Source organism: Falsiroseomonas sp. (assembly GCF_030695085.1).
Classification (GTDB): domain Bacteria; phylum Pseudomonadota; class Alphaproteobacteria; order Acetobacterales; family Acetobacteraceae; genus Falsiroseomonas.
Genome location: NZ_JAUYTS010000161.1, coordinates 29,819 through 47,392 on the forward strand (window position 1 = coordinate 29,819; position 17,574 = coordinate 47,392).

General features: G+C 70.6%; 28 protein-coding genes and 1 tRNA gene. 26 read left to right on the plus strand and 3 right to left on the minus strand.

The genetic code is table 11. The annotated features are described in order from the left end of the window. Positions 1-24: 24 nt before the first annotated feature. The 24 genes from Q8S40_RS18040 (at position 25) to Q8S40_RS18155 (ending at position 12,511) form a co-directional block, all read left to right on the plus strand. Positions 25-264 carry a hypothetical protein gene (locus Q8S40_RS18040; RefSeq protein WP_305671480.1) on the plus strand — a complete coding sequence of 80 codons (240 nt, stop codon included), beginning with the start codon at positions 25-27 and terminating at the stop codon, positions 262-264. After that, positions 261-533, plus strand: coding sequence for an acyl carrier protein (locus tag Q8S40_RS18045; protein ID WP_305671481.1), 273 nt, complete (start codon positions 261-263; stop codon positions 531-533). The genes Q8S40_RS18040 and Q8S40_RS18045 overlap by 4 nt, the downstream gene beginning before the upstream one ends. Further along, a complete protein-coding gene (locus Q8S40_RS18050; RefSeq protein ID WP_305671482.1) occupies positions 530-739 on the plus strand; it encodes a hypothetical protein in 210 nt (69 codons plus the stop codon). The genes Q8S40_RS18045 and Q8S40_RS18050 overlap by 4 nt, the downstream gene beginning before the upstream one ends. Then, positions 736-1,113: a hypothetical protein gene (locus Q8S40_RS18055; RefSeq protein WP_305671483.1), complete on the plus strand. Its 378-nt coding sequence runs from the start codon at positions 736-738 to the stop codon at positions 1,111-1,113. Before Q8S40_RS18050 ends, Q8S40_RS18055 begins: the two co-directional genes overlap by 4 nt. Then, positions 1,110-1,280: a hypothetical protein gene (locus tag Q8S40_RS18060; RefSeq protein WP_305671484.1), complete on the plus strand. Its 171-nt coding sequence runs from the start codon at positions 1,110-1,112 to the stop codon at positions 1,278-1,280. The genes Q8S40_RS18055 and Q8S40_RS18060 overlap by 4 nt, the downstream gene beginning before the upstream one ends. Continuing rightward, positions 1,273-1,791: a hypothetical protein gene (locus Q8S40_RS18065; RefSeq protein WP_305671485.1), complete on the plus strand. Its 519-nt coding sequence runs from the start codon at positions 1,273-1,275 to the stop codon at positions 1,789-1,791. Before Q8S40_RS18060 ends, Q8S40_RS18065 begins: the two co-directional genes overlap by 8 nt. Continuing rightward, the gene (locus Q8S40_RS18070; protein WP_305671486.1) at positions 1,788-2,144 is read left to right on the plus strand and encodes a MarR family transcriptional regulator; all 357 of its coding nucleotides are present in this window, start codon (positions 1,788-1,790) and stop codon (positions 2,142-2,144) included. Before Q8S40_RS18065 ends, Q8S40_RS18070 begins: the two co-directional genes overlap by 4 nt. Then, positions 2,141-2,404: a hypothetical protein gene (locus Q8S40_RS18075; RefSeq protein ID WP_305671487.1), complete on the plus strand. Its 264-nt coding sequence runs from the start codon at positions 2,141-2,143 to the stop codon at positions 2,402-2,404. The genes Q8S40_RS18070 and Q8S40_RS18075 overlap by 4 nt, the downstream gene beginning before the upstream one ends. After that, positions 2,401-3,243 (plus strand): hypothetical protein, encoded by an 843-nt coding sequence (locus tag Q8S40_RS18080; protein ID WP_305671488.1) that lies wholly within the window; start codon positions 2,401-2,403, stop codon positions 3,241-3,243. The genes Q8S40_RS18075 and Q8S40_RS18080 overlap by 4 nt, the downstream gene beginning before the upstream one ends. After that, entirely contained in the window at positions 3,243-4,094 is an 852-nt protein-coding gene (locus Q8S40_RS18085; RefSeq protein ID WP_305671489.1) for a hypothetical protein, read from the plus strand. The genes Q8S40_RS18080 and Q8S40_RS18085 overlap by 1 nt, the downstream gene beginning before the upstream one ends. Continuing rightward, positions 4,091-4,213, plus strand: a complete 123-nt coding sequence (locus Q8S40_RS18090) for a hypothetical protein (protein WP_305671490.1) — start codon at positions 4,091-4,093, stop codon at positions 4,211-4,213. The genes Q8S40_RS18085 and Q8S40_RS18090 overlap by 4 nt, the downstream gene beginning before the upstream one ends. Then, positions 4,210-5,361 (plus strand): DNA polymerase III subunit beta, encoded by a 1,152-nt coding sequence (locus Q8S40_RS18095; RefSeq protein WP_305671491.1) that lies wholly within the window; start codon positions 4,210-4,212, stop codon positions 5,359-5,361. Before Q8S40_RS18090 ends, Q8S40_RS18095 begins: the two co-directional genes overlap by 4 nt. A gap of 35 nt (positions 5,362-5,396) precedes the next feature. Then, on the plus strand, positions 5,397-5,675 hold the full coding sequence (locus tag Q8S40_RS18100) for a hypothetical protein (RefSeq protein WP_305671492.1): 279 nt from the start codon (positions 5,397-5,399) through the stop codon (positions 5,673-5,675). Further along, positions 5,672-6,265 (plus strand): DUF1643 domain-containing protein, encoded by a 594-nt coding sequence (locus tag Q8S40_RS18105; protein ID WP_305671493.1) that lies wholly within the window; start codon positions 5,672-5,674, stop codon positions 6,263-6,265. The genes Q8S40_RS18100 and Q8S40_RS18105 overlap by 4 nt, the downstream gene beginning before the upstream one ends. Further along, complete coding sequence (locus Q8S40_RS18110; protein ID WP_305671494.1) at positions 6,262-6,786, plus strand: hypothetical protein; 525 nt, start codon at positions 6,262-6,264, stop codon at positions 6,784-6,786. The genes Q8S40_RS18105 and Q8S40_RS18110 overlap by 4 nt, the downstream gene beginning before the upstream one ends. Further along, positions 6,786-7,700 carry a DNA cytosine methyltransferase gene (locus Q8S40_RS18115; protein WP_305671495.1) on the plus strand — a complete coding sequence of 305 codons (915 nt, stop codon included), beginning with the start codon at positions 6,786-6,788 and terminating at the stop codon, positions 7,698-7,700. Before Q8S40_RS18110 ends, Q8S40_RS18115 begins: the two co-directional genes overlap by 1 nt. A gap of 35 nt (positions 7,701-7,735) precedes the next feature. Further along, positions 7,736-8,317, plus strand: a complete 582-nt coding sequence (locus tag Q8S40_RS18120; RefSeq protein ID WP_305671496.1) for a hypothetical protein — start codon at positions 7,736-7,738, stop codon at positions 8,315-8,317. Further along, positions 8,307-8,738: a hypothetical protein gene (locus Q8S40_RS18125; RefSeq protein WP_305671497.1), complete on the plus strand. Its 432-nt coding sequence runs from the start codon at positions 8,307-8,309 to the stop codon at positions 8,736-8,738. Before Q8S40_RS18120 ends, Q8S40_RS18125 begins: the two co-directional genes overlap by 11 nt. Continuing rightward, the gene (locus Q8S40_RS18130) at positions 8,735-9,061 is read left to right on the plus strand and encodes a hypothetical protein (RefSeq protein ID WP_305671498.1); all 327 of its coding nucleotides are present in this window, start codon (positions 8,735-8,737) and stop codon (positions 9,059-9,061) included. The genes Q8S40_RS18125 and Q8S40_RS18130 overlap by 4 nt, the downstream gene beginning before the upstream one ends. Beyond that, entirely contained in the window at positions 9,058-9,537 is a 480-nt protein-coding gene (locus tag Q8S40_RS18135) for a deaminase (protein ID WP_305671499.1), read from the plus strand. The genes Q8S40_RS18130 and Q8S40_RS18135 overlap by 4 nt, the downstream gene beginning before the upstream one ends. Positions 9,538-9,649: 112 nt before the next feature. Beyond that, positions 9,650-9,874, plus strand: a complete 225-nt coding sequence (locus Q8S40_RS18140; protein WP_305671500.1) for a hypothetical protein — start codon at positions 9,650-9,652, stop codon at positions 9,872-9,874. Beyond that, positions 9,871-10,236: a hypothetical protein gene (locus Q8S40_RS18145; protein ID WP_305671501.1), complete on the plus strand. Its 366-nt coding sequence runs from the start codon at positions 9,871-9,873 to the stop codon at positions 10,234-10,236. The genes Q8S40_RS18140 and Q8S40_RS18145 overlap by 4 nt, the downstream gene beginning before the upstream one ends. Beyond that, complete coding sequence (locus tag Q8S40_RS18150) at positions 10,236-11,951, plus strand: DEAD/DEAH box helicase (protein ID WP_305671502.1); 1,716 nt, start codon at positions 10,236-10,238, stop codon at positions 11,949-11,951. Before Q8S40_RS18145 ends, Q8S40_RS18150 begins: the two co-directional genes overlap by 1 nt. Then, positions 11,948-12,511 carry a hypothetical protein gene (locus Q8S40_RS18155; RefSeq protein WP_305671503.1) on the plus strand — a complete coding sequence of 188 codons (564 nt, stop codon included), beginning with the start codon at positions 11,948-11,950 and terminating at the stop codon, positions 12,509-12,511. The genes Q8S40_RS18150 and Q8S40_RS18155 overlap by 4 nt, the downstream gene beginning before the upstream one ends. A gap of 147 nt (positions 12,512-12,658) precedes the next feature. Here the strand turns inward: Q8S40_RS18155 and Q8S40_RS18160 are convergent, their stop codons facing one another. Together Q8S40_RS18160 and Q8S40_RS18165 are read right to left on the minus strand one after the other, a co-directional pair. Further along, the gene (locus tag Q8S40_RS18160) at positions 12,659-14,134 is read right to left on the minus strand and encodes a site-specific integrase (protein WP_305671504.1); all 1,476 of its coding nucleotides are present in this window, start codon (positions 14,132-14,134) and stop codon (positions 12,659-12,661) included. Positions 14,135-14,291: 157 nt separating this feature from the next. Further along, positions 14,292-14,368 (minus strand) — tRNA-Arg (locus Q8S40_RS18165). 71 nt (positions 14,369-14,439) lie between these two features. On the opposite strand from Q8S40_RS18165, the gene Q8S40_RS18170 reads away from it, so the two are divergent. Together Q8S40_RS18170 and Q8S40_RS18175 are read left to right on the plus strand one after the other, a co-directional pair. Beyond that, positions 14,440-14,652, plus strand: a complete 213-nt coding sequence (locus Q8S40_RS18170) for a hypothetical protein (RefSeq protein ID WP_305671505.1) — start codon at positions 14,440-14,442, stop codon at positions 14,650-14,652. Next, complete coding sequence (locus Q8S40_RS18175; protein WP_305671506.1) at positions 14,649-16,034, plus strand: amidase; 1,386 nt, start codon at positions 14,649-14,651, stop codon at positions 16,032-16,034. The genes Q8S40_RS18170 and Q8S40_RS18175 overlap by 4 nt, the downstream gene beginning before the upstream one ends. A 75-nt stretch (positions 16,035-16,109) precedes the next feature. Here Q8S40_RS18175 and Q8S40_RS18180 read toward each other — a convergent pair. Then, positions 16,110-17,574: efflux RND transporter periplasmic adaptor subunit (locus tag Q8S40_RS18180; RefSeq protein WP_305671507.1), on the minus strand; the 1,465-nt coding region annotated here is incomplete at its 5' end.

Genomic DNA, 17,574 nt, shown 5'->3' on the forward strand with positions numbered 1-17,574 from the left:
GGCACCCAAGCAGGGATGCCGCAGATGCCGACGACGAGGCCACAGCCCGCCCTTCCCGCCACCAGCGCGCCGCCCGGCTATGGCCCGCCGGAGCCACTGACCCTCACTCGCGCCGGCCGCCTGTGCCTGGACCTGTCCAGCGCCGCCGCTGATCTGATCGAGGCGTGGGATACGCCGCACCGCGACCACGCCGCCCTGGCCGCCGCCCTGGTGGCACCGATGGGCCGCCTGCGCGCAGCGCAGCGCCGGGCGGGCGCCGCATGAGCGCCGCAGCGACCCCATCCGTCCCTGACGACACCCTGGCCCGCGTGACGCAGCTGGTGGTGGACCACCTCGGCGTGGAACCGGCGCAGGTGAAGCCGGAGGCGTCCCTTCTCGATGAGCTCGGCGCGGACAGCCTCGATCAGATCGAGCTGGTCATGGCGCTGGAGGAGGAGTTCGGCCTCGAGATCAGCGACGACGAGGCCGAGGCCTGCGCCACCATCCAGAATGTGGTGGACCTGATCGCCGGCAAGCGCGGCGGTGCGGCATGAGCGCGTTCCTGCTCGGCCTGGGCAGCGGCCTTGTCGCCTTCGCCGCCACCGTCGCGGCGGCCTGCGCCTGCCTTGGCCACATGGAGTTCCGTTTCCTGTGGGACCTGACGGATAAGGATCGCGACAGCGCCGCGGTGTTCGTCCTGATCTTCGCCTGCGGCGTGGCGCTGATCGTCGGCGCACTGGTCGGGCGGGCTGCAGCATGAGCGCGGTCGCCCCTACCCAGGCGGACGGCCTGCCGGACACCGAGCGTTGGGAGGCCGATGGCGCTGCCATCTACCTCGCCGGCACATCCTACCGCATCGCCATGGTCTTCGGCCCGCCGGCAATCCTGGGGAGCGAGGAACGCGACTGCAGCGCGGTGGCGCGGCAGGCGCAGGTCTATGCCCGCATCATGGCGACGGCGCCGATCATGCTGGCAGAGCTGCGCCGGGCCGCTGCGACGTTCCGCGAATATGAGCACCACCACCGCGCCAAGCCGGATCCTGTGAAGGCGGAGCGGAACGCCACGCTGGCCCGGTCGATCGAGCGCGTGCTGGCGCAGGCCGATGGCCTGGCGCCGATCGAGGTGCCGGCATGACGCCGCGCATCATCCTGATCTGGACGGACGTCTTCACCGGCCGAGAGGTCGCGCGGGACGTGTTCGCCGCCCATCCGCGCGAGCGAGTCGCAGCCTATCAGCTGACCCGGATGCGCGCGAACCCGCAACTCGACTGTCGATTCGTGGAGGAACCCCATCATGGCTGACGGAATGATCCCCGGGCTTCGCGCCGATGGCGCCTTGCCCTTCTGCGAAACCCACCGCGCGATGCTGGACTTCATCGCGACCAGCAGCGGTGGCGGGCATATCGACCGCACCATCCTGTCCGCCGCGCTGCGCGCTGCGGCCGCGCACCACTCGGTCTTTGCGGCGCCGACCCGCCTGCGGGTGGCGATCCTGGATGGTCGGCAGCAGGTGTTCCTGTGGCCGGAGGAGGCGCGGGCGGTGCTCGACGTGCTGCCGCCGCCACCGGCGCCGCCCCCGGCTCCGGCCTGCCTGGCCACCGCCCGCCGCGCGATGATCACCCGCGCCTACGAATGCTTCGCCCTGGCCGAATCCCTTGGCGGTCCAGGCGCGGCGCCGGGCGCGAGCGACCGCGCCAACCGGATCGGGGAGCGGATGCTGCTGGATGCGCTGGCGCTGGATGATGCCGCGGCACCGGTGTTGCAGCAGGTCCAGCGGATATTCGGCCGGCACGCCGGGAGCATTGCAGCATGAGCACCGGGGTATCGGAGGCGCTGCTGGTGCGGCGGCTGCGGGAGGCGCGGCTGCTGTGCGATGCCGGGCACCTGACCCTGCGGCAGATCGCGGTGCTGGCCCTATCGGCTGGGCCGGATGAGAAGCTGCGGACCGTCGCGGCGATGGCCGGGCACATGGAGACACATAAGCCGGCGGTGACGCGCGCGGCGGATGCGCTGGAGAAGCGCGGCTTCCTGCGCCGGCGGTTTAATCCGAAGGACCTGCGGGTGGTTTTCCTGGACATCAGCGCGGACGGCCGGCTGCGCCTGGCCAAGGTGATGGCGGCGATGGCCGGCGACCCGCCGCCCGAGACGCTGCAGGTGGCAGCATGAGCGCGGCATTCCCGATCGAGCGCGGCGCGCCGCCGCCTGCTGAGACCCGGGGGCGGCCAAGGTCCGAGGTCTCCGCCACGCTGCGAGCTATGGAGCCGGGCGACGCGGTCACCTTTCCAGCGGAAATCGAGCGCAAGCTGGTTCACAGCGCGGTCCACTACATCAACAAGGCGTCGGCCTCTCGCAAGTTCACCGCTCGCAAGGTGGCTGGTGGCAACCGCGTCTGGTGCCTCGCCGTGCAGCAGGATGCCGGGCCATGAGCGCGCCGGATCGCGCAGCCTGGCCGCCGTCCTGGCACGCTATCGCCGCGGCGGTACAGAAAGCGGCCAAGGAAGGCCGGCCGCTGGTCAACCGCATCGATGTCGCCCGCGCCACCGGCCGCCAAGCTGGCGCCACGATGGATGATGTGGATGCCATGATCGCCGCAGGCGCCCTGATCGGCGAACGCCAGCGCGGCACCGCCGGGCCGAGCCGCCACCGCGTGGCGGACAGCCTGGAATGGACCGCCTGGCCGTCACCCACGCCCCTGCAAGTTCTGGTGGCGGAGGAGGATGGGTTGGTGCTGGGCGCGCTGCGGAGCGCCATCGCCAGCGGAACGAGGGTTGTGTCGTTACGTGAATTCGTGCGCGCCGCGGGCATTCCGGAGGATCGCACCAGGCGGGTGACGACGCGGCTGCTGGTGCGGACCATCGAGCGCGAGGTGCGGGAGGTGTCTCCGCCCGAGTTCCGCTTCCGGATCATCGGCACGGAGATGGTCACGCCGTGGGTGCCGATGCTCTACGCCGATGGCGTGAAGCGCGTGCCGAAGCCGGCCACCACGGGCAGCCTTGGCCTGAGCGGAAGGGGCAAGTTCCTCCATCCGGTGCAGCAGGCCAGGCGGGATGAAAGCCGGCGCATCCAGAACCACCAGCGCCGCATGACAGCAGCCGTGCGGCAGTCGGAGGAGGAGTTGAACGCGCTGGTCGCGGAGCACATGCGCCGCCATGGCGTGACCTTCATCCGGCCTACGCATGACGGAGGTCCCGCGCCGGCGCCGGTCGGTAGCCGCGGCGGCATGATGTCCATCAGCGATGGCGTCAGCATGGCGAGGCGCCTGTGATGCTGTTCACCCCAACCACCCGCGCCACGCCATCCCGCAACCGCAAGGATGTGATGCGCGCCGTGCGCGCCGCCCTGGCCGGCGCCACCGACGCCCTGCCGGACCGGCCGCACCCGGAGGCGTTCCTGCGCGATTTCGAGCGCCGGGCCGAGCATCGGGCGCCGTGGCTGTTCGACCGCGATGCGGAGGGTGTGGCGGCCTCGGTGGTACATGCCGCCTTGCTCGGCCTGCCGCTGGATTGGGAGGCCAGCGATCTGGTGCAGGTGGCCGGCGGCGCCGTGCGGCTGCGCGTGCTGCGCTTCGGCCTGGCCCATTGCCTTGGCCAGGTGCTGGACCACCCCCTGATCCAATCGGCCGAGATGCACGCGCGGGATGTCTGGACGGAGATCGAGACCCGCACCGGGCAGAAGGTCATCCGCACGCCGGGCACCGACGCGGACCGCGGCCCCATGGTCTTCGCCTACGCCAGCATCGGCAAGCACCTGGCTGGCTGGCACGGCAAGGTCACGGTCGAGGATGCCGCCGCGCGGATCGCCGCACGCGGCCTCCCCTGGGTGGAGGATGTCGGGGAGATCGCGCGGATGATGGCGCTGGCCGAGGCGGCGGAGGTGCCGCTGGCCGAGCTGCCGGAGCGCTGGCCCGCGGTGGTTCGCTGCCGCCGCGTGATGGCGCTGGCCTGCGGCGAAAAGCCGGGCGCGGCCGCGCCGGTTGGCAGCGTGGTGCCGGAGGCAGCCCGGGCGCGCCGCGCGGCACAGGCCGCGATCCTGCGCCTGTCGGGCCTTTCCCGGAAGCCGAAGTGGCTGCGCGACCAACTCGCCGAGATCGCATCCGGCCTGGGGGAGGCGGCATGAGCCGAACCCGCACCACCCTGCTGGCGCATTGCCTGCCGGGCCTGGCCCTCGCCGCCGGCGCCACCGCGCTGGCCGCGACCATCCTGTTGACACTGTTCGCGGAGGCCTCTGCGCCATGACGCTTTCCATCAAGACGACCGCCGGCATCCTGGCGCAGGCCCTGATCACCACCGGGCGGGTGACGGAGAAACGGAACACGATTCCCGTGCTCGGCATGGTGCTGCTGCGCGCGGATCAGGATGGCATCCGGCTGGACGCCACCGATCTGGATATTGCGCTGACCTTGCCGGTGAAGGGCAATGTTGTCGCCCCGGGCGCGGTACTGCTGGATGGCGGCAAATCCCTCCGCACCATGCTCTGCGCCGCGCCGCCGGACGACATGGTCACGGTAACGCAGGAAGATGCGCGGGTGGTGGTGACCTGCGGCCCGCTTCGCATCGAGGAGGATGCGGTGCCGGAGGAGGAGTGGGCGACCTTCATCGAGGCGGCAGCGGAAGATGTCACCGCCACCATCCAGATCGCCGCGCGCGATCTGGTCGCGCTGATGGAAGCGGTCTGGCACTGCATCTCCACCGAGGAGACCCGCTACTACCTGAATGGCATCTGCTTCTCGGCCGAGGGGCAGGAGCTGCTGCTGGTGGCGACGGATGGCCATCGGCTGATGAGCACGCAACTGCCGGTCCTGCGAGGCCCGGTGCCGCTGCCGAACATGATCGTGCCGACAAAGCTGTGCCGCTTCCTGCGGGAAATGCTGCCGCAGGTGCAGGGCGACTGGCCGATCGACCTGTCCTTCACGCCGGAGCGGAACCGCGTGGTGATCAACGCCTGCTTCTGGCGCATCGCCGCGAAGACGATCGACGGGACGTTTCCGGAGTGGCGGAGGGTGCTGCCGAAGGCGGAGGTGCTGCGATCACCGCTGGTGGTGCGCCGGCCCGAATTCCTCGCGGCGATGCTGGGCGCGCTGACCGCCGGCCGGCCACACAGCCAGCCAGCGTGGTTCCGGCCGAGCGGCGGGGTGCTGCACATCGACCTGAAGGACGATCGGGAACCCGGCCGGACGGTGCTGGTGAAGGTGCCGGGCGACGCGGCCGAATGGCAAGCGCCGGAGGGCGCGGCGGGTTTCTGCGCGCAACTGCGCTACGTGGCGGACATCTGCCAGGCGATGCCGGGCGGGCTCGAGATGCGGCCGAATGTCGATCCGGATGGCCCGGTCGAGATCAGGGGCCAGCGCAACCTCGGCGCCCTCATGCCGATGAAGGGGCGTTGATGATGGGAAGGAAGCGGGGTTACGGCAGCATCACGGTGCATGTCGAGGAGTGGGTTCGCGTCGAACTGGACGACGTCTTGGAAGATGTCGGGGACGATGTGCTGCGCCAGGAATGCGCGAGGCGCGGGATCGCGCTTGCACCATCCATCGATGGCCCGGAGGATATGCGCGACCTGGCCGAGGCGGTCCGGCGCGCCGCCGAACGCGGCGACCTGATGGACCTGGATGTGCAACTCCGCGCGCTGATGGATGCCGCTGGCGTGCCGCGCCTGCGGATCCCGGGTCGCGCCGCGGATGAGGCTCGGACATCGTGACGGACCTGATTTCGACGGTCGCGCCGGCCGTGCGCGGCATGCTCGGCGCCGGCGCACCGGAGGTGCGGCTGGCCACCGACGACTTCAGCCCCTGCGGCCATTTTCGGTACCGGCTGGACTACTGGTGGCGGTCTGGCGTGCAGCCGCTGCTGGTGGTGGGGCAGAATCCGTCGAAAGCCAGCCACCAGCGCACGGACCCGACCGCGCTGCGCTGCGCCCGTCGCGCGCACCGGGCCGGGCTGGGTGGCCTGGTCATGCTGAACATGTTCCCCCGCGTCGCGACCGACCCTGCGGACCTTTGGGCGGCGGGCGAGGATGTGGCGGAGGAGGCGAAGAACATGTTCACGATCCGCAACGCGCTGATCGAGAACATCGACGCGCCCGTGCTGTTCGCCCCGGGTGGGGACCCGCATCCGCGGCATCGCGCACAGGCGGCGAAGGTGGAGGCGATTCTGCGGGGGAAAGGGGTGGACCTTCTCTGCCTCGGCACCACCGCCGCCGGCCTGCCGCGCCACCCGAGCCGCCTGGGGTACGACGTGCCGATGGTGCCGTGGACCGGCAGTTTCGCGGTGGGAGGAAGCGCGGCATGAGCTACGCGCAGTACGACCACGCCGGGTGGGCTGAGGCGAACGGCGCGGCCGCCAAAAGCATGGGCGCGAAGCCGCGACGCGACCGGGATGGCAACGCCGTCGGCTGGGGTGCGATGCCAGAGAGGCTTTCGCCGTTCCAGGCGCGCGTCATGAACATCATCGGCTTGTCGCTCGGCGGCATCTACAATGCGCCGATCGCCTGGGATCGGGTGGTGTGGGGCACGGCGGGTGCGCGCTTTGAGCACATGCATGTGCCGCTGAGCTACGGCCACCTCTCCACCTTCGATAGCCGCGGCCTGACGCTGCTGGTCCTGGCCTGCCACGCCGCGCGCATTCGCATGAGCATCTCGCCCTACGGCACACGCGGCCTGATGCTGAGCTTCAGCCAGCGCGATAGCGGCATCACGACCATGGGCGGCCACCCGGACGTCCCGGAGGCCGTCGCGGCCTTCGATGCCTACCTCGGGCCGGATCACCGCATCGCCTATCGCGAGCCGGCCGTCGCGGGCGAGGCCGCCTGATGCGCGCTATCGACCTGTTTGCCGGCGCCGGCGGCTTCACCGAGGGCGCCACCCAGGCAGGCGCCACGGTGGTCTGGGCTGCCAACCACTGGCAGGCCGCGGTGCAGACGCATGCCGCCAACCACCCGGCCACCGAGCATAGCTGCCAGGACCTGCACCAGGCGGACTGGCGGCGCGTACCGGCCCATGACCTGCTGCTGGCCTCGCCCTGCTGCCAGGGGCACACCCGGGCTCGCGGCAAGAACACCCCATCGCATGACGCCAGCCGGAGCACCGCCTGGGCTGTTGTCTCCGCGGCTGAGTACCACCGGCCGGCCGTGATCGTTGTGGAGAATGTTCCGGAGTTCCGGTCCTGGCTGCTCTTCGCGGCATGGCGGGAGGCGATGGCGGCGATGGGCTACACCCTGTCCGCCCATGTGCTGGATGCCGCTGACCATGGCGTGCCGCAGCACCGGGAGAGGCTGATCCTCATCGGCACCCGCAGCCGCGCGCCCTTCCGCCTGCCGCTGCGCATGCAGCAGCACCGGCCTATCGCGGCCGTGCTGGATCTCGGCGCCGGAGCATGGTCTCCCGTTGCCACGACACGGCGCGCGCCGGCCACGCTGGCACGGATCGCTCGGGGGCGGGCCCGCTTCGGTGACCGCTTCCTGATCCCCTACTACGGCAGCGGCAGCGGCCTGACCGGGCGCAGCCTGACCCGGCCGATCGGCACCATCACCACCCTGGCGCGATGGGCCATCGTGGATGGCGACCGCATGCGAATGCTGTCCGTGGACGAGACGAAGGCGGCCATGGGCTTCCCCGCCGGCTATCGCCTGCCGGCGCAGATTCGCCCCGCGATCCAGATGCTGGGCAATGCCGTGCCGCCGCCGATGGCGCGGGACGTGATCACCGCAATCCGGGAGGCCACATGATGCCGGTTGATAGGCCCATCATCTTCTCGGAGCCGATGATCCGCGCGCTGCTGGAAGGCAGGAAGACGCAGACGCGGCGGGTGATCAAGCCGCAGCCGAAGCTGTTCGACGTGGCTCCCGGGGTGCCGTGCGAGGTGGCCCTGGAACCTTGTGACGACGAGCCCTGGCCGCGCATAGCGCTGGGCCGCGTCATCAAGCGGCAGGAGGTCCGGTACCGGACCGGCATGCGGCTGTGGGTGCGGGAGAACTGGTGGACCAGTTGCATCCACGACGGCGATGCGCCGCGCGACCTGCCGCGCGATGCGCCGATCTGGTTCGTCACCGACGATGGCGCGCGGGCCTGGGGAACGCAGCGCCCATCCATTCACATGCCGCGTTGGGCTTCGCGGATGACGCTCACTGTCACCGATGTGCGGGTCCAGCGGCTGCACGCCATCAGCCGCGGCGATGCAATGGAAGAGGGCTGCCCCTTCCCGAACATGGCAAGCGGACCCAATCCGCGCGATTGGTTCGGCGACTTGTGGAACAGCATCCACGGCGCCGACGCCTGGAAAGCCAACCCCTTCGTGGTCGCCGTGACCTTTACCGTCGAGCGGAGGAACGTCGATGCCCAGTGATCTCCTTGCCGAGCTCCCCGTGCCGCTGAGCGACCAGATCGCGGCGGTCCAGCGCGAGATCGCGATGCGCCAGCGCGTCTATCCCCGGTGGGTCGCCGCCGGGAAGATGACCCAGGCGAAGGCCGAGGCCGAGACGCGGGGCATGCAGGCGGTGCTGGATACGCTGAACCAGGCCGAGTGGGCGCTGCGTGCCGCCACCGGCCCGCAGGGGCAGCCGATCCGGACGCTGGACGCGAACGATCCGCTGGCCGGGCTGGTGCCGGCCGACCTGACGGAGGCGCGCAGGATGATGGCCCGCAAGGATGGTTGTGCGGCCGGCCTGCAACGGCGATTCATCTGGGATCAGCAGCGCGCGATCGATGTCGCGGCCGCGCTGCGGGATGAACAGGCGGCAGCGCAATTCGAGGGGAAAGCGGCATGACCGACATGACGATAGCTGCCCTGCTTGATGAGGCGGAGAAGGCGCAACGCAAGGGGCACCTGGTGCTGGCGCGGGCGCTGCGAGACGCATCCGACCGCATCGGTCTGGTTCAGCACGAGCGCGACACGCTGCGCACCGCGAACTCCGTGATGGCCGGCGAGCTGGCGGCGCTGCGGGGGCAGCTCGATGTCTCCGACGCCTACGCAGCCGAGGCGAACCCGTCCCAGGTTCCGAGCGTGTGGCAATTGCAGAACGCGCTGCTCCGAGCCGCGATCTCTGCCGCCTCGCCGCCAGCGGCGCCTGCCGGGGAGCTTGGCGCATGACCTCGCGATGGGACAACCACTTCCTCGGCCTGGCCGCCGCACATGCGGCCATGAGCAAGGATCCGAACACGAAGGTCGGCTCCGTCATCGTCGGGCCGCGGCGGGAGCTGCGCTCGGCCGGCTTCAATGGCTTCCCGCGCCTGATCTGCGATAGCCCGGAGCGGCTGAACGATCGGGAGACGAAGCTCAGCCTGATCGTGCACGCGGAGTGCAACGCCATCGTCCAGGCAGCGCGCGTTGGCGTGCCGCTGGATGGCTGCACCTTGTACCTGGCCGCCACCGACGACACCGGCGCGATCTGGGGTGGCCCGCCCTGCACCCGCTGCACGGTGCATGTGATCCAGGCCGGCATCACCACCGTCGTGTCGCGGCCGCAGAAGGCGGTGCCGTCCCGCTGGCATGCAGACCTTGCCGTTGCCCGAGGGCTGCTGGCGGAGGCGGGGGTGGAGTATCGGGAGGTGGCGCACCATGGCTGATCGGCGCCCTTGGCCTTCGGTGAAGTCGGAGGCAGCGCTCCGCGCGGCATCCATTCGCGTATCAAGCATCGGGAGCCTTCCCCCAGGCGATGCGAGACTTGCTGCGCGCGGCATGCAGATCGCCCACCGCACCGCAATGGATGCCGTAGATGATCTCTACGAGGCAGCCGACAGCGCAAGCGGCTCAGAGCGAGCCGAAGGGATGGCGCGCGCCGCCGGCGCGAAGCTGGTCGCCAACAGAATCCACCTGACGCTGGAAGAGCTTGCCAAGAAGGGCGTGAAGGCGCCGCGGCGCGGACTGGTGGAGATGCTGCGCGCGTTGAGATGTGGGCCATGACGGCGCTCGCCACCATCGCCGCCGCCCGCGGCGCGATCGCCAAGGCGCGCATCGATCTGTCGGACGAGAAGGAAGCGCAGCGTCAGATCGGTGAGGCGCTGACGTCCGCCGGGATCGAGTTCAGGCGGGAGGTGCCGCTGTCCCGCCGCGACCGGCCCGACTTCTTCCTGGACGCCGCCGGCTTGGCAATCGAGGTGAAGCTGCGCGCCGGGAAGATGGACATCTGGCGCCAGCTCAGCCGGTACGCGGAGCATGACCGGGTGCTGGCGCTGATGCTGGTGTCCAACACCTCGGTCGCCCTGCCTTCGGAGATCGCAGGCAAGCCGCTCTACTTCATCAGCCTCGGGAGGGCCTGGTTGTGATGGAAGCCATCGCCGGCGAACTATTCGCCCCGCCCCGCACCTATGGCCGCCTGCGCCTGAACGCTGCCGGCGCGTGGGAGATCAGCGATCTCGAGCCGCACGTCTCGATCCGCTTGAAGGCGGTGTTCCCGCGGGTGCCGAAGGGCAGCGCCGGACCCTTCACGCTGCGGAGGGATGAGGCGACGGACGCGGACCTGCGCTGGTTCATGGAGCGCTACCCGCTGGCCGTCTCCCCGGCCGATGCGGCCGCCATGGAGCGCGGCCAACGGTCCTTCTTCGCGACCCAGGCGGAGATGGAGCGCATCCTGCTGCCGAGCTACCGGCCGTCCGGCTATGTCGGGCTTCGGCCGGGCCAGGCCATCCGCGGCTATCAGGCGCAGGCGATCGAGATCGCGGCGCGCAGCAAGGGCCTGCTGCTGGGCGACGAGTGCGGCCTCGGAAAGACATTCACCGCCGCCGGCTTCTGCCTCGGCGACGGCCGGCTGCCGGCGGCCATCGTCTGTCAGGTGCACATCCAGAAGCAGTGGCGGCATGTGGTCGAGCAGTTCACCACCCTGCGGGTGCACGCCATCAAGAAGACCATCCCCTACAGCCTGCCGCCGGCGGACATCTATGTGTTCCGCTACAGCCAGCTCGCCGGCTGGGCAGAGGTCTTCGCCACCGGCATGTTCAAGACCGTGATCTATGACGAGCCGCAGGAGCTGCGCGGCGGCACAGATACCGCCAAGGGCAAGGCCGCCGAGGTCGCGAGCCAGCACGCCGCCTGGCGCCTCGGGCTGACCGCGACGCCGATCTACAACTACGGCGCCGAGATCTTCCAGATCATGCGCTTCATCAACCCGGAGGTCCTGGGGGACTGGGCGGACTTCCGGCGCGAGTACCTGAGCGACCGCGGCCGCCTGCTGAGCCCGAAGGCGCTGGGCACCTACCTGCGGGAGCAATACGCCTTCCTACGGCGAACCAAGGGCGAGGTCGGGAAGGAACTGCCGGCGGTGAACCGCATCGTCGACACGGTCGGCTATGACGAGGGCGAGGTGCGGTCGATCGAGGCGCTGGCCCGCCAGCTCGCCATCCGCGCCACCACCGGCGCCTTCGTGGAACGGGGCAACGCGGCGCGGGAATTGGACATCATGGTCCGCCAGGCGACCGGCGTGGCCAAGGCGCGGCACGTCGCGGACGTGGTCCGGATCCTGGTGGAAAGCGGGGAGCCGGTGGTGCTGATGGGCTGGCACCGCGCGGTTTACGACATCTGGCTGGACCGGCTGAAGGACCTGAAGCCGGCCATGTACACGGGCAGCGAATCGGCCACGCAGAAGAACTCGGCGAAGGAGGCCTTCCTGGCCGGCCAGACGGATCTGCTGATCATGTCGCTGCGCTCCGCCGCCGGGCTGGACGGGTTGCAGGCCCGGTGCAGCACCATGGTCTTCGGCGAGCTCGACTGGTCGCCGGGCGTGCACCACCAGTGCATCGAGCGCCTGGACCGGGAGGGGCAGACGCAGCCGGTGACCGCGCTGTTCCTGGTCGCGGATGAAGGCAGCGATCCGCCTATCATGGAGATGCTCGGCCTCAAGGCCAGCGAGGCACACCAGGTGATCGACCCGGCGCTGGACCTGCAGCCAGTCGCGAATGATGAGAGTCGGCTTGCGGCACTGGTGCAGCGCTACCTGCATCGCCGCGGCGCGGCGCCGGTGGAAGCGGAGGCGATGGCAGCATGAACCAGGAGCCAAGCTACGGCAAAGCCCTCTGGGCAAGGTGGCTGGAACGCAAAGGCGACCGCGTTCGTGTCTCGCGAGAGGATGACAGGCGGCTGCATACCCGAATGAGGTATCTGGTTGACCAGGGGTGGGCCACCATGGAGTGGATCGATGGCGAGACGCACTTTTCCGTGACGAAAGAGGGGCTTCTCGCCTATGCGACCGCGCTGACTGCGCATAACGCGAAGCACAACGACGCCCGAGTGCGGAACGAGAGGCTGTTCGTGCCGTCGGCCACCGCTATCTGCACGACCTCCGCGCCACCCACGAGGTCAGCCCGCGATCGCGCTATGGATTCGGCGGCGCGGGCGGCGGCTTTTTCTCCGCCTGGACAAGCCCGCAAAGCTTACTTGGCCGAGTTGCGCGCCGCCGGCTTCGCGGTGGTACCGATTAATCCGAGCGTGGAAATGGAGGTTGCCGGAACAGAGGCGTGGCTATGCGTCGCCCCCATGGAGGATCGGGCCGCTGTTTGCTACCGGGCCATGGTTGGCGAGGCGGAGGATGCACCCGATGTCGAGTGAGGCCGCCACACCGCAATGGCTTGACCGCGCCGCGGCCGCTGAATGGGCGCAGCGCCGTGGCCTGCGGCACGTCACGGCGGACTACCTCCGCAAGGCGGCGGCGGCCGGCAACGGACCGCGCCACCACCGCATGGGCAAGTTCGCGCTCTACGCGCCGGAGGATCTGGAGGCCTGGCTTACGGCGTCGATCAAGCCGGCCGGCGAGGGGAGACGGCCACCGCGGGCGGCCTGACCGCGCCGCTTCGCCGGCTTCCGCTTGGCGCCCAGGCGCTTGATGCGCGCCTCGGCGAAGGGCTGGTCGAAGCCCCAGGTGTCCCGGTCCACCGGCCGCCCTTGCAGCTTTCCAACCTCATCCATCAGCAGGTCCATCCAGGCTACCAGCGCGGCGCGCTTCTGTTCCCACTGCTCCGACCGCTGGTAGACCCGCATCACCCCCGGCATGGTGGCGGAGGCGGCGTGGTTCAGCAGCCGGTCGACCACCGCCGGTTCCCACCCATGGTCGGCCAGGGTGGAGACGACAGTGCGACGGATGTCGTGCAGCGTGCCCTCTTCGATCCGAGACCCGGCCAGCAGCGCCCGGCGTATGTCCGTCCAGTTGCCGATCGGGCGGTTGCCGCGGCCGGCGAAAACCAGATCGGCCTCGCCTGAGCGCCGCGTCTCCCGCGGTGGCAGCCAGCGCAGCAGCGCCACGCCGGGGGAGGTGAGGGGCACCCGGGTCATCCGGCGGTGCTTCACCATGCCGGCCTCCATTTCCCAGTGCGGCCCAAGCACCAGGTCATCCAGGTGCAGATGCTCATGCCGCAGGCGCTGGGCCTCCGACCGGCGGCAGGCGGTCAGCAGCATGAAGCGCACCAGCGCCCCGCGCCGGCCGAGGGCACCGGCGGCGATCCAGATCTGTGCCGCCTCGACCATGGTGTAGCGGTGGTCCCGCGGCGTCACCTTCTCCTGCGGGATCTCGTAGACCCGAATCCAGTTGGCCTTGATGCCGCGTTCCAGCAGCCAGGCGCGGGCGAAGCGGGCGATGCGGGAGAACACGTTGCGGAGCTGGTAGGCGGCGGAGCGGCCGGAGGTGCGGTCGATCAGCACCTGCAGCCGATCCGGGTCGAAGGCGCCCACGGTGTCCCCGGCCAGGAAGGGGCGGACGTGCTTGGCCTCGAGCCGCAGCATCTCTCGCTCATAAGCCGAGCTCTGTCCCGCCTGCGCCTTGCGGGCGATGGATGCTTCTACGCTGGCGCGCCAGGCGTCGAGCAGGTCGGGCAGCGGGATGGCGGCGCGGCGGCGCTCTTCCTCCGCCCGGGCCGCTTCATCCGCCTCCCGCTGCCGCTCGGCCAGCAGGTCCCGGCCGAGGGCTGCCGCCTGCTTGATGGCCTGCGCGGCGTCGCGCGCTGCGTCGGGGTGGACCGCGGGCCACTCGCCCAGGGTGACGAAGCGCTGCCGCTTGTCGCCCTTCACCCGGTATTTCAGGACGAAGGATGCGGCGCGGGCTACCACCTTCTGGCGGCGGACGCCGAAGCCGGGCAGGTCTTCATCCCAGATGGTGTCGCGCGGCACAGGCCCGTCATTTCCGGCGCCGGCAGCCCAGCGCTTGGTCAGGTCCTCCATGGTCCGCTTGCCGATCCGCATGCCGCACCCTCCCGAGACCAGCGCAGATTACGCGCTTCCGGGTCCGGCTACCACAGGGCTACCACGCCAACGGGCTGTTCGGGGTGTGTTCTGGGCCTTATCGGACTTTATTGGCCCATATGAGACCCAATGATTTCAGCGACTTGGAGGGGAAATCTGGTGTCCCCGGCGGGATTCGAACCCACGGCCCCCAGATTAGGAATCTGGTGCTCTATCCGGCTGAGCTACGGAGACGCCAAGGCGCAAATACCACACCCTCCGCCGCCGCCGCGAGGGGGTGGGATGACAGGCGCCGCATAAAGCGCATGATCGGCGCAACCGTGAAAGGAACCGCCCGCATGCCGGAGCCGATGCCCGAGCCGCTGTTCGATGCGATGATCGCCCGCGCCGGGCTGGTGCTGACCCCGGCGCAGCGGGCCAGCATCCTCGATGCCTCCCGCTACCTCACCGCCGCCAACGAACGCCTGCGCCCGCAGGACCAGGTGGCGCTGGAGCCGGCCACGGTGTTCCGGCCATGAACGAACTGCCCTTGGGCCTGGCCGCCGCCGCCCGGCTGATCGCGGCAAAGCAGGTCTCCCCGGTCGAACTGGCGGAGACCGCGCTGGCCCGCGCGGCGCGGCTGAACCCGGAACTGCACGCCTTCATCCGCCTGACCCCGGACCTCGCCCGCCAGCAGGCCCGCGCGGCGGAGGAACGGCAGATGGCCGGCACGCTGAAGGGTCCGCTGGACGGCATCCCGATCGGACACAAGGACATCTACGAGACCGCCGGCATCCCCACCACCGGCCATTCCCGCATCCTGGAACACCATGTCCCGGCGCAGGACGCCGCGGTGGTGCGCGCCTGGGCGGAAGCCGGGGCGGTCACCATCGGCAAGACCGCGACGCATGAATTCGCCTGGGGCGGGCCGAGCTTCGACCTGCCCTGGCCACCCGCCCGCAACCCCTGGGACACCAGCCGCTTCACCGGCGGGTCCTCCACCGGCACGGGCGCGGCGGTCGCGGCGGGAATCGTGCTGGGCGGCACCGGCAGCGACACGGGCGGGTCGATCCGCGGCCCAGCCGGGCTGTGCGGCCTGGCCGGCATCAAGCCGACCTATGGACTGTGCTCCCGCGCCGGCGTGCTGCCGCTGGCGCATAGCCTGGACACCACCGGCCCGATCGCCTGGACCGTGGAGGATTGCGCGCTGCTGCTGCAGCCGATGGCCGGCCATGATCCCGCCGACCCTTCCTCCGCCGATCGCCCGGCGCCGGACCTGCTCGGCGGGCTGGAGGGCGGCGTGAAGGGGCTGCGGATCGGTGTGATTCGCCACTTCCATGAGCGGGACATCACCGCCAGCCCCGCCGTCCGCGCCGGTGTGGACCACCTGGCCGATGTGCTGCGCGCCGAGGGCGCCGTGGTCTCGGAGGTCACGCTGCCGCCGCTGACGGATTTCCACTTCGCCGGCTGGCTGATCCTGATGTCGGAGGCGCATGCGGTGCATGAGCCCTGGCTGCGCGCCCGCTTCAACGAATACGGCGAGATCCTGCGGGAAAGGCTGGCGCTGGCCGCGCTGGTCTCGGCGGCGGACTACCTCCAGGCGCAGCGCCGCCGCCGGCAGCTCTGCCAGCAGGTCGCCGCCGCCATGGAAGATGTGGATCTGCTGGTCACGGCGGCGCAGGTGTCGGAAGCGCCGCCGATCGATCAGGTGCCGAAATTCGCCGGGCTGGAATCGCCCGGCCTGACCATGCCCTTCAACCTGACCGGCCAGCCGGCGCTGGCCGTCTGCACCGGCTTCGGGGTCGGTGGGCTGCCGGTCGGCGCCCAGATCATCGGCCGGCCCTTCGCGGATGCCCTGGTGCTGCGCGCCGGCCATGCCTTCGAGCGTGCGACCAACTGGCGCGCCAAGCGGGCGATGTAGTCCACCGCCCGGCGGGCGAATGTAGTCCACCGCCCGGCGGGCGGATGTAGTCCACCGCCCGGCGGGCGGATGCAGTCAGGGCAGCACCACATCCCCGGCCGCCAGGCCGCTGCGGATCTCCACACCCTCCGGCGTGCTGATACCGAGCACCACGGGCACCATCGCCTCCGCCCCGTTGCGGCGCACCCGCACCATGCGGCTGCCGCCGCCATGGTCCCGCACGGCGTAGGGCGGCAGCACCAGGGCAGCCGGATTGTCATAGGTGACGATGGACAGGCTGGCGGACATGCCGACGGCCAGTTGCCGGCGCTGGTCCGGCGACAGCCCCTCCACCGCCACCGAGACCGGGAAGCTCGGCATTCCCTGCCGCGCGGCGGATTCGCCGCCAGCCTGGGCCGCCACGCTTATGACGCGGCCCTCCAGCACCAGGTCACCGAAGGCATCGCCTGTCACCGTCACCCGCTGGCCGACCCGCACCTTGTTGACATCGATCTCATCCACGGTGGCGCGCACCCGAAAAGTCTCCAGCGCGCCGATGGTGAACATGGTCTGGCCGCGCTGCACGCGCGATCCGGCCTCCACCGTTTCCGGCCGTCGGCCGCCCTGGGCCTCGGGCGGCATCAGCACCACGCCGGCGACGGGGGCGAGGACGGTGGCGTTGGCGAGGTCCGTCTCCAGCTCCTGCACCTTCGCCTCGGCATTGGCGAGTTCGAGTTCGGCGATCCGCAGCGTCTCCGCATCGCCGCGCGCCAGCGTCGCCTCCAGATCATTCTCCGCCGACTGCACCTGCAATTGCTGGTTCCGCTGCTGCTGCACCAGGGCGCGGTGTTCATCGGCCGCGATGATGCCGCGCGACAGCAGCATGCGGGTCTGCGCCACGCGGGTGGTGAGGTCTGTGGCCTCAAGGCGGGCCTGCGCCAGGGTGCGCCGGGCGCGCGCCACTTCGAAGCCGGTTTCCCAGCTCCGCAGTTCCGCCACGCGCTGGCGGGCGCGGATCTGCGCGCTGCGGGCCTCGCGCAGCCGCACCTCCACCTCGCCCAGGTTCAGCCGCAGCAGGGGCTGGCCGCGTTCCACCTGGCCGCCATACTGGAACAGCCTTTCCTGCACCAACCCGTCGAACGGCCCGACCACGCTGACCAGCGACCCCGCATCCAGCATGCCGACCACGGCGATGCGGGAGGTGATGGGCTGCGGCACCAGCGTGATGCTCGGCGCGCCGGATTGTGCCGGTGCGGCCGCGGTCCAGCTTGGCGCCGGCAGCCAGGCATAGGCGCCGGTGGCCAGCAGCAGCAGCGCCACGCCGGCGCCCGCGCCGAGGCGAGCCAGCCGCACGCGCCGCGCCACAAGCTGCATGCGGACGGCGCCGTTTTCCAGTTGCAGATAGGCGGTCTGCAGCTTGCGGTGCTGGTCCGCGAGGTCGCGCGTCAGCGCCGCCTCGGCTTCCGCCAGGCGCTCCGCCTCCGTCACATCGGTCAGCGTCGCGGTCAGGCCGAGCCGGCCGCGCGCGGCGCCGACGCGCAGGCGAAAGGCGCGGCTGACC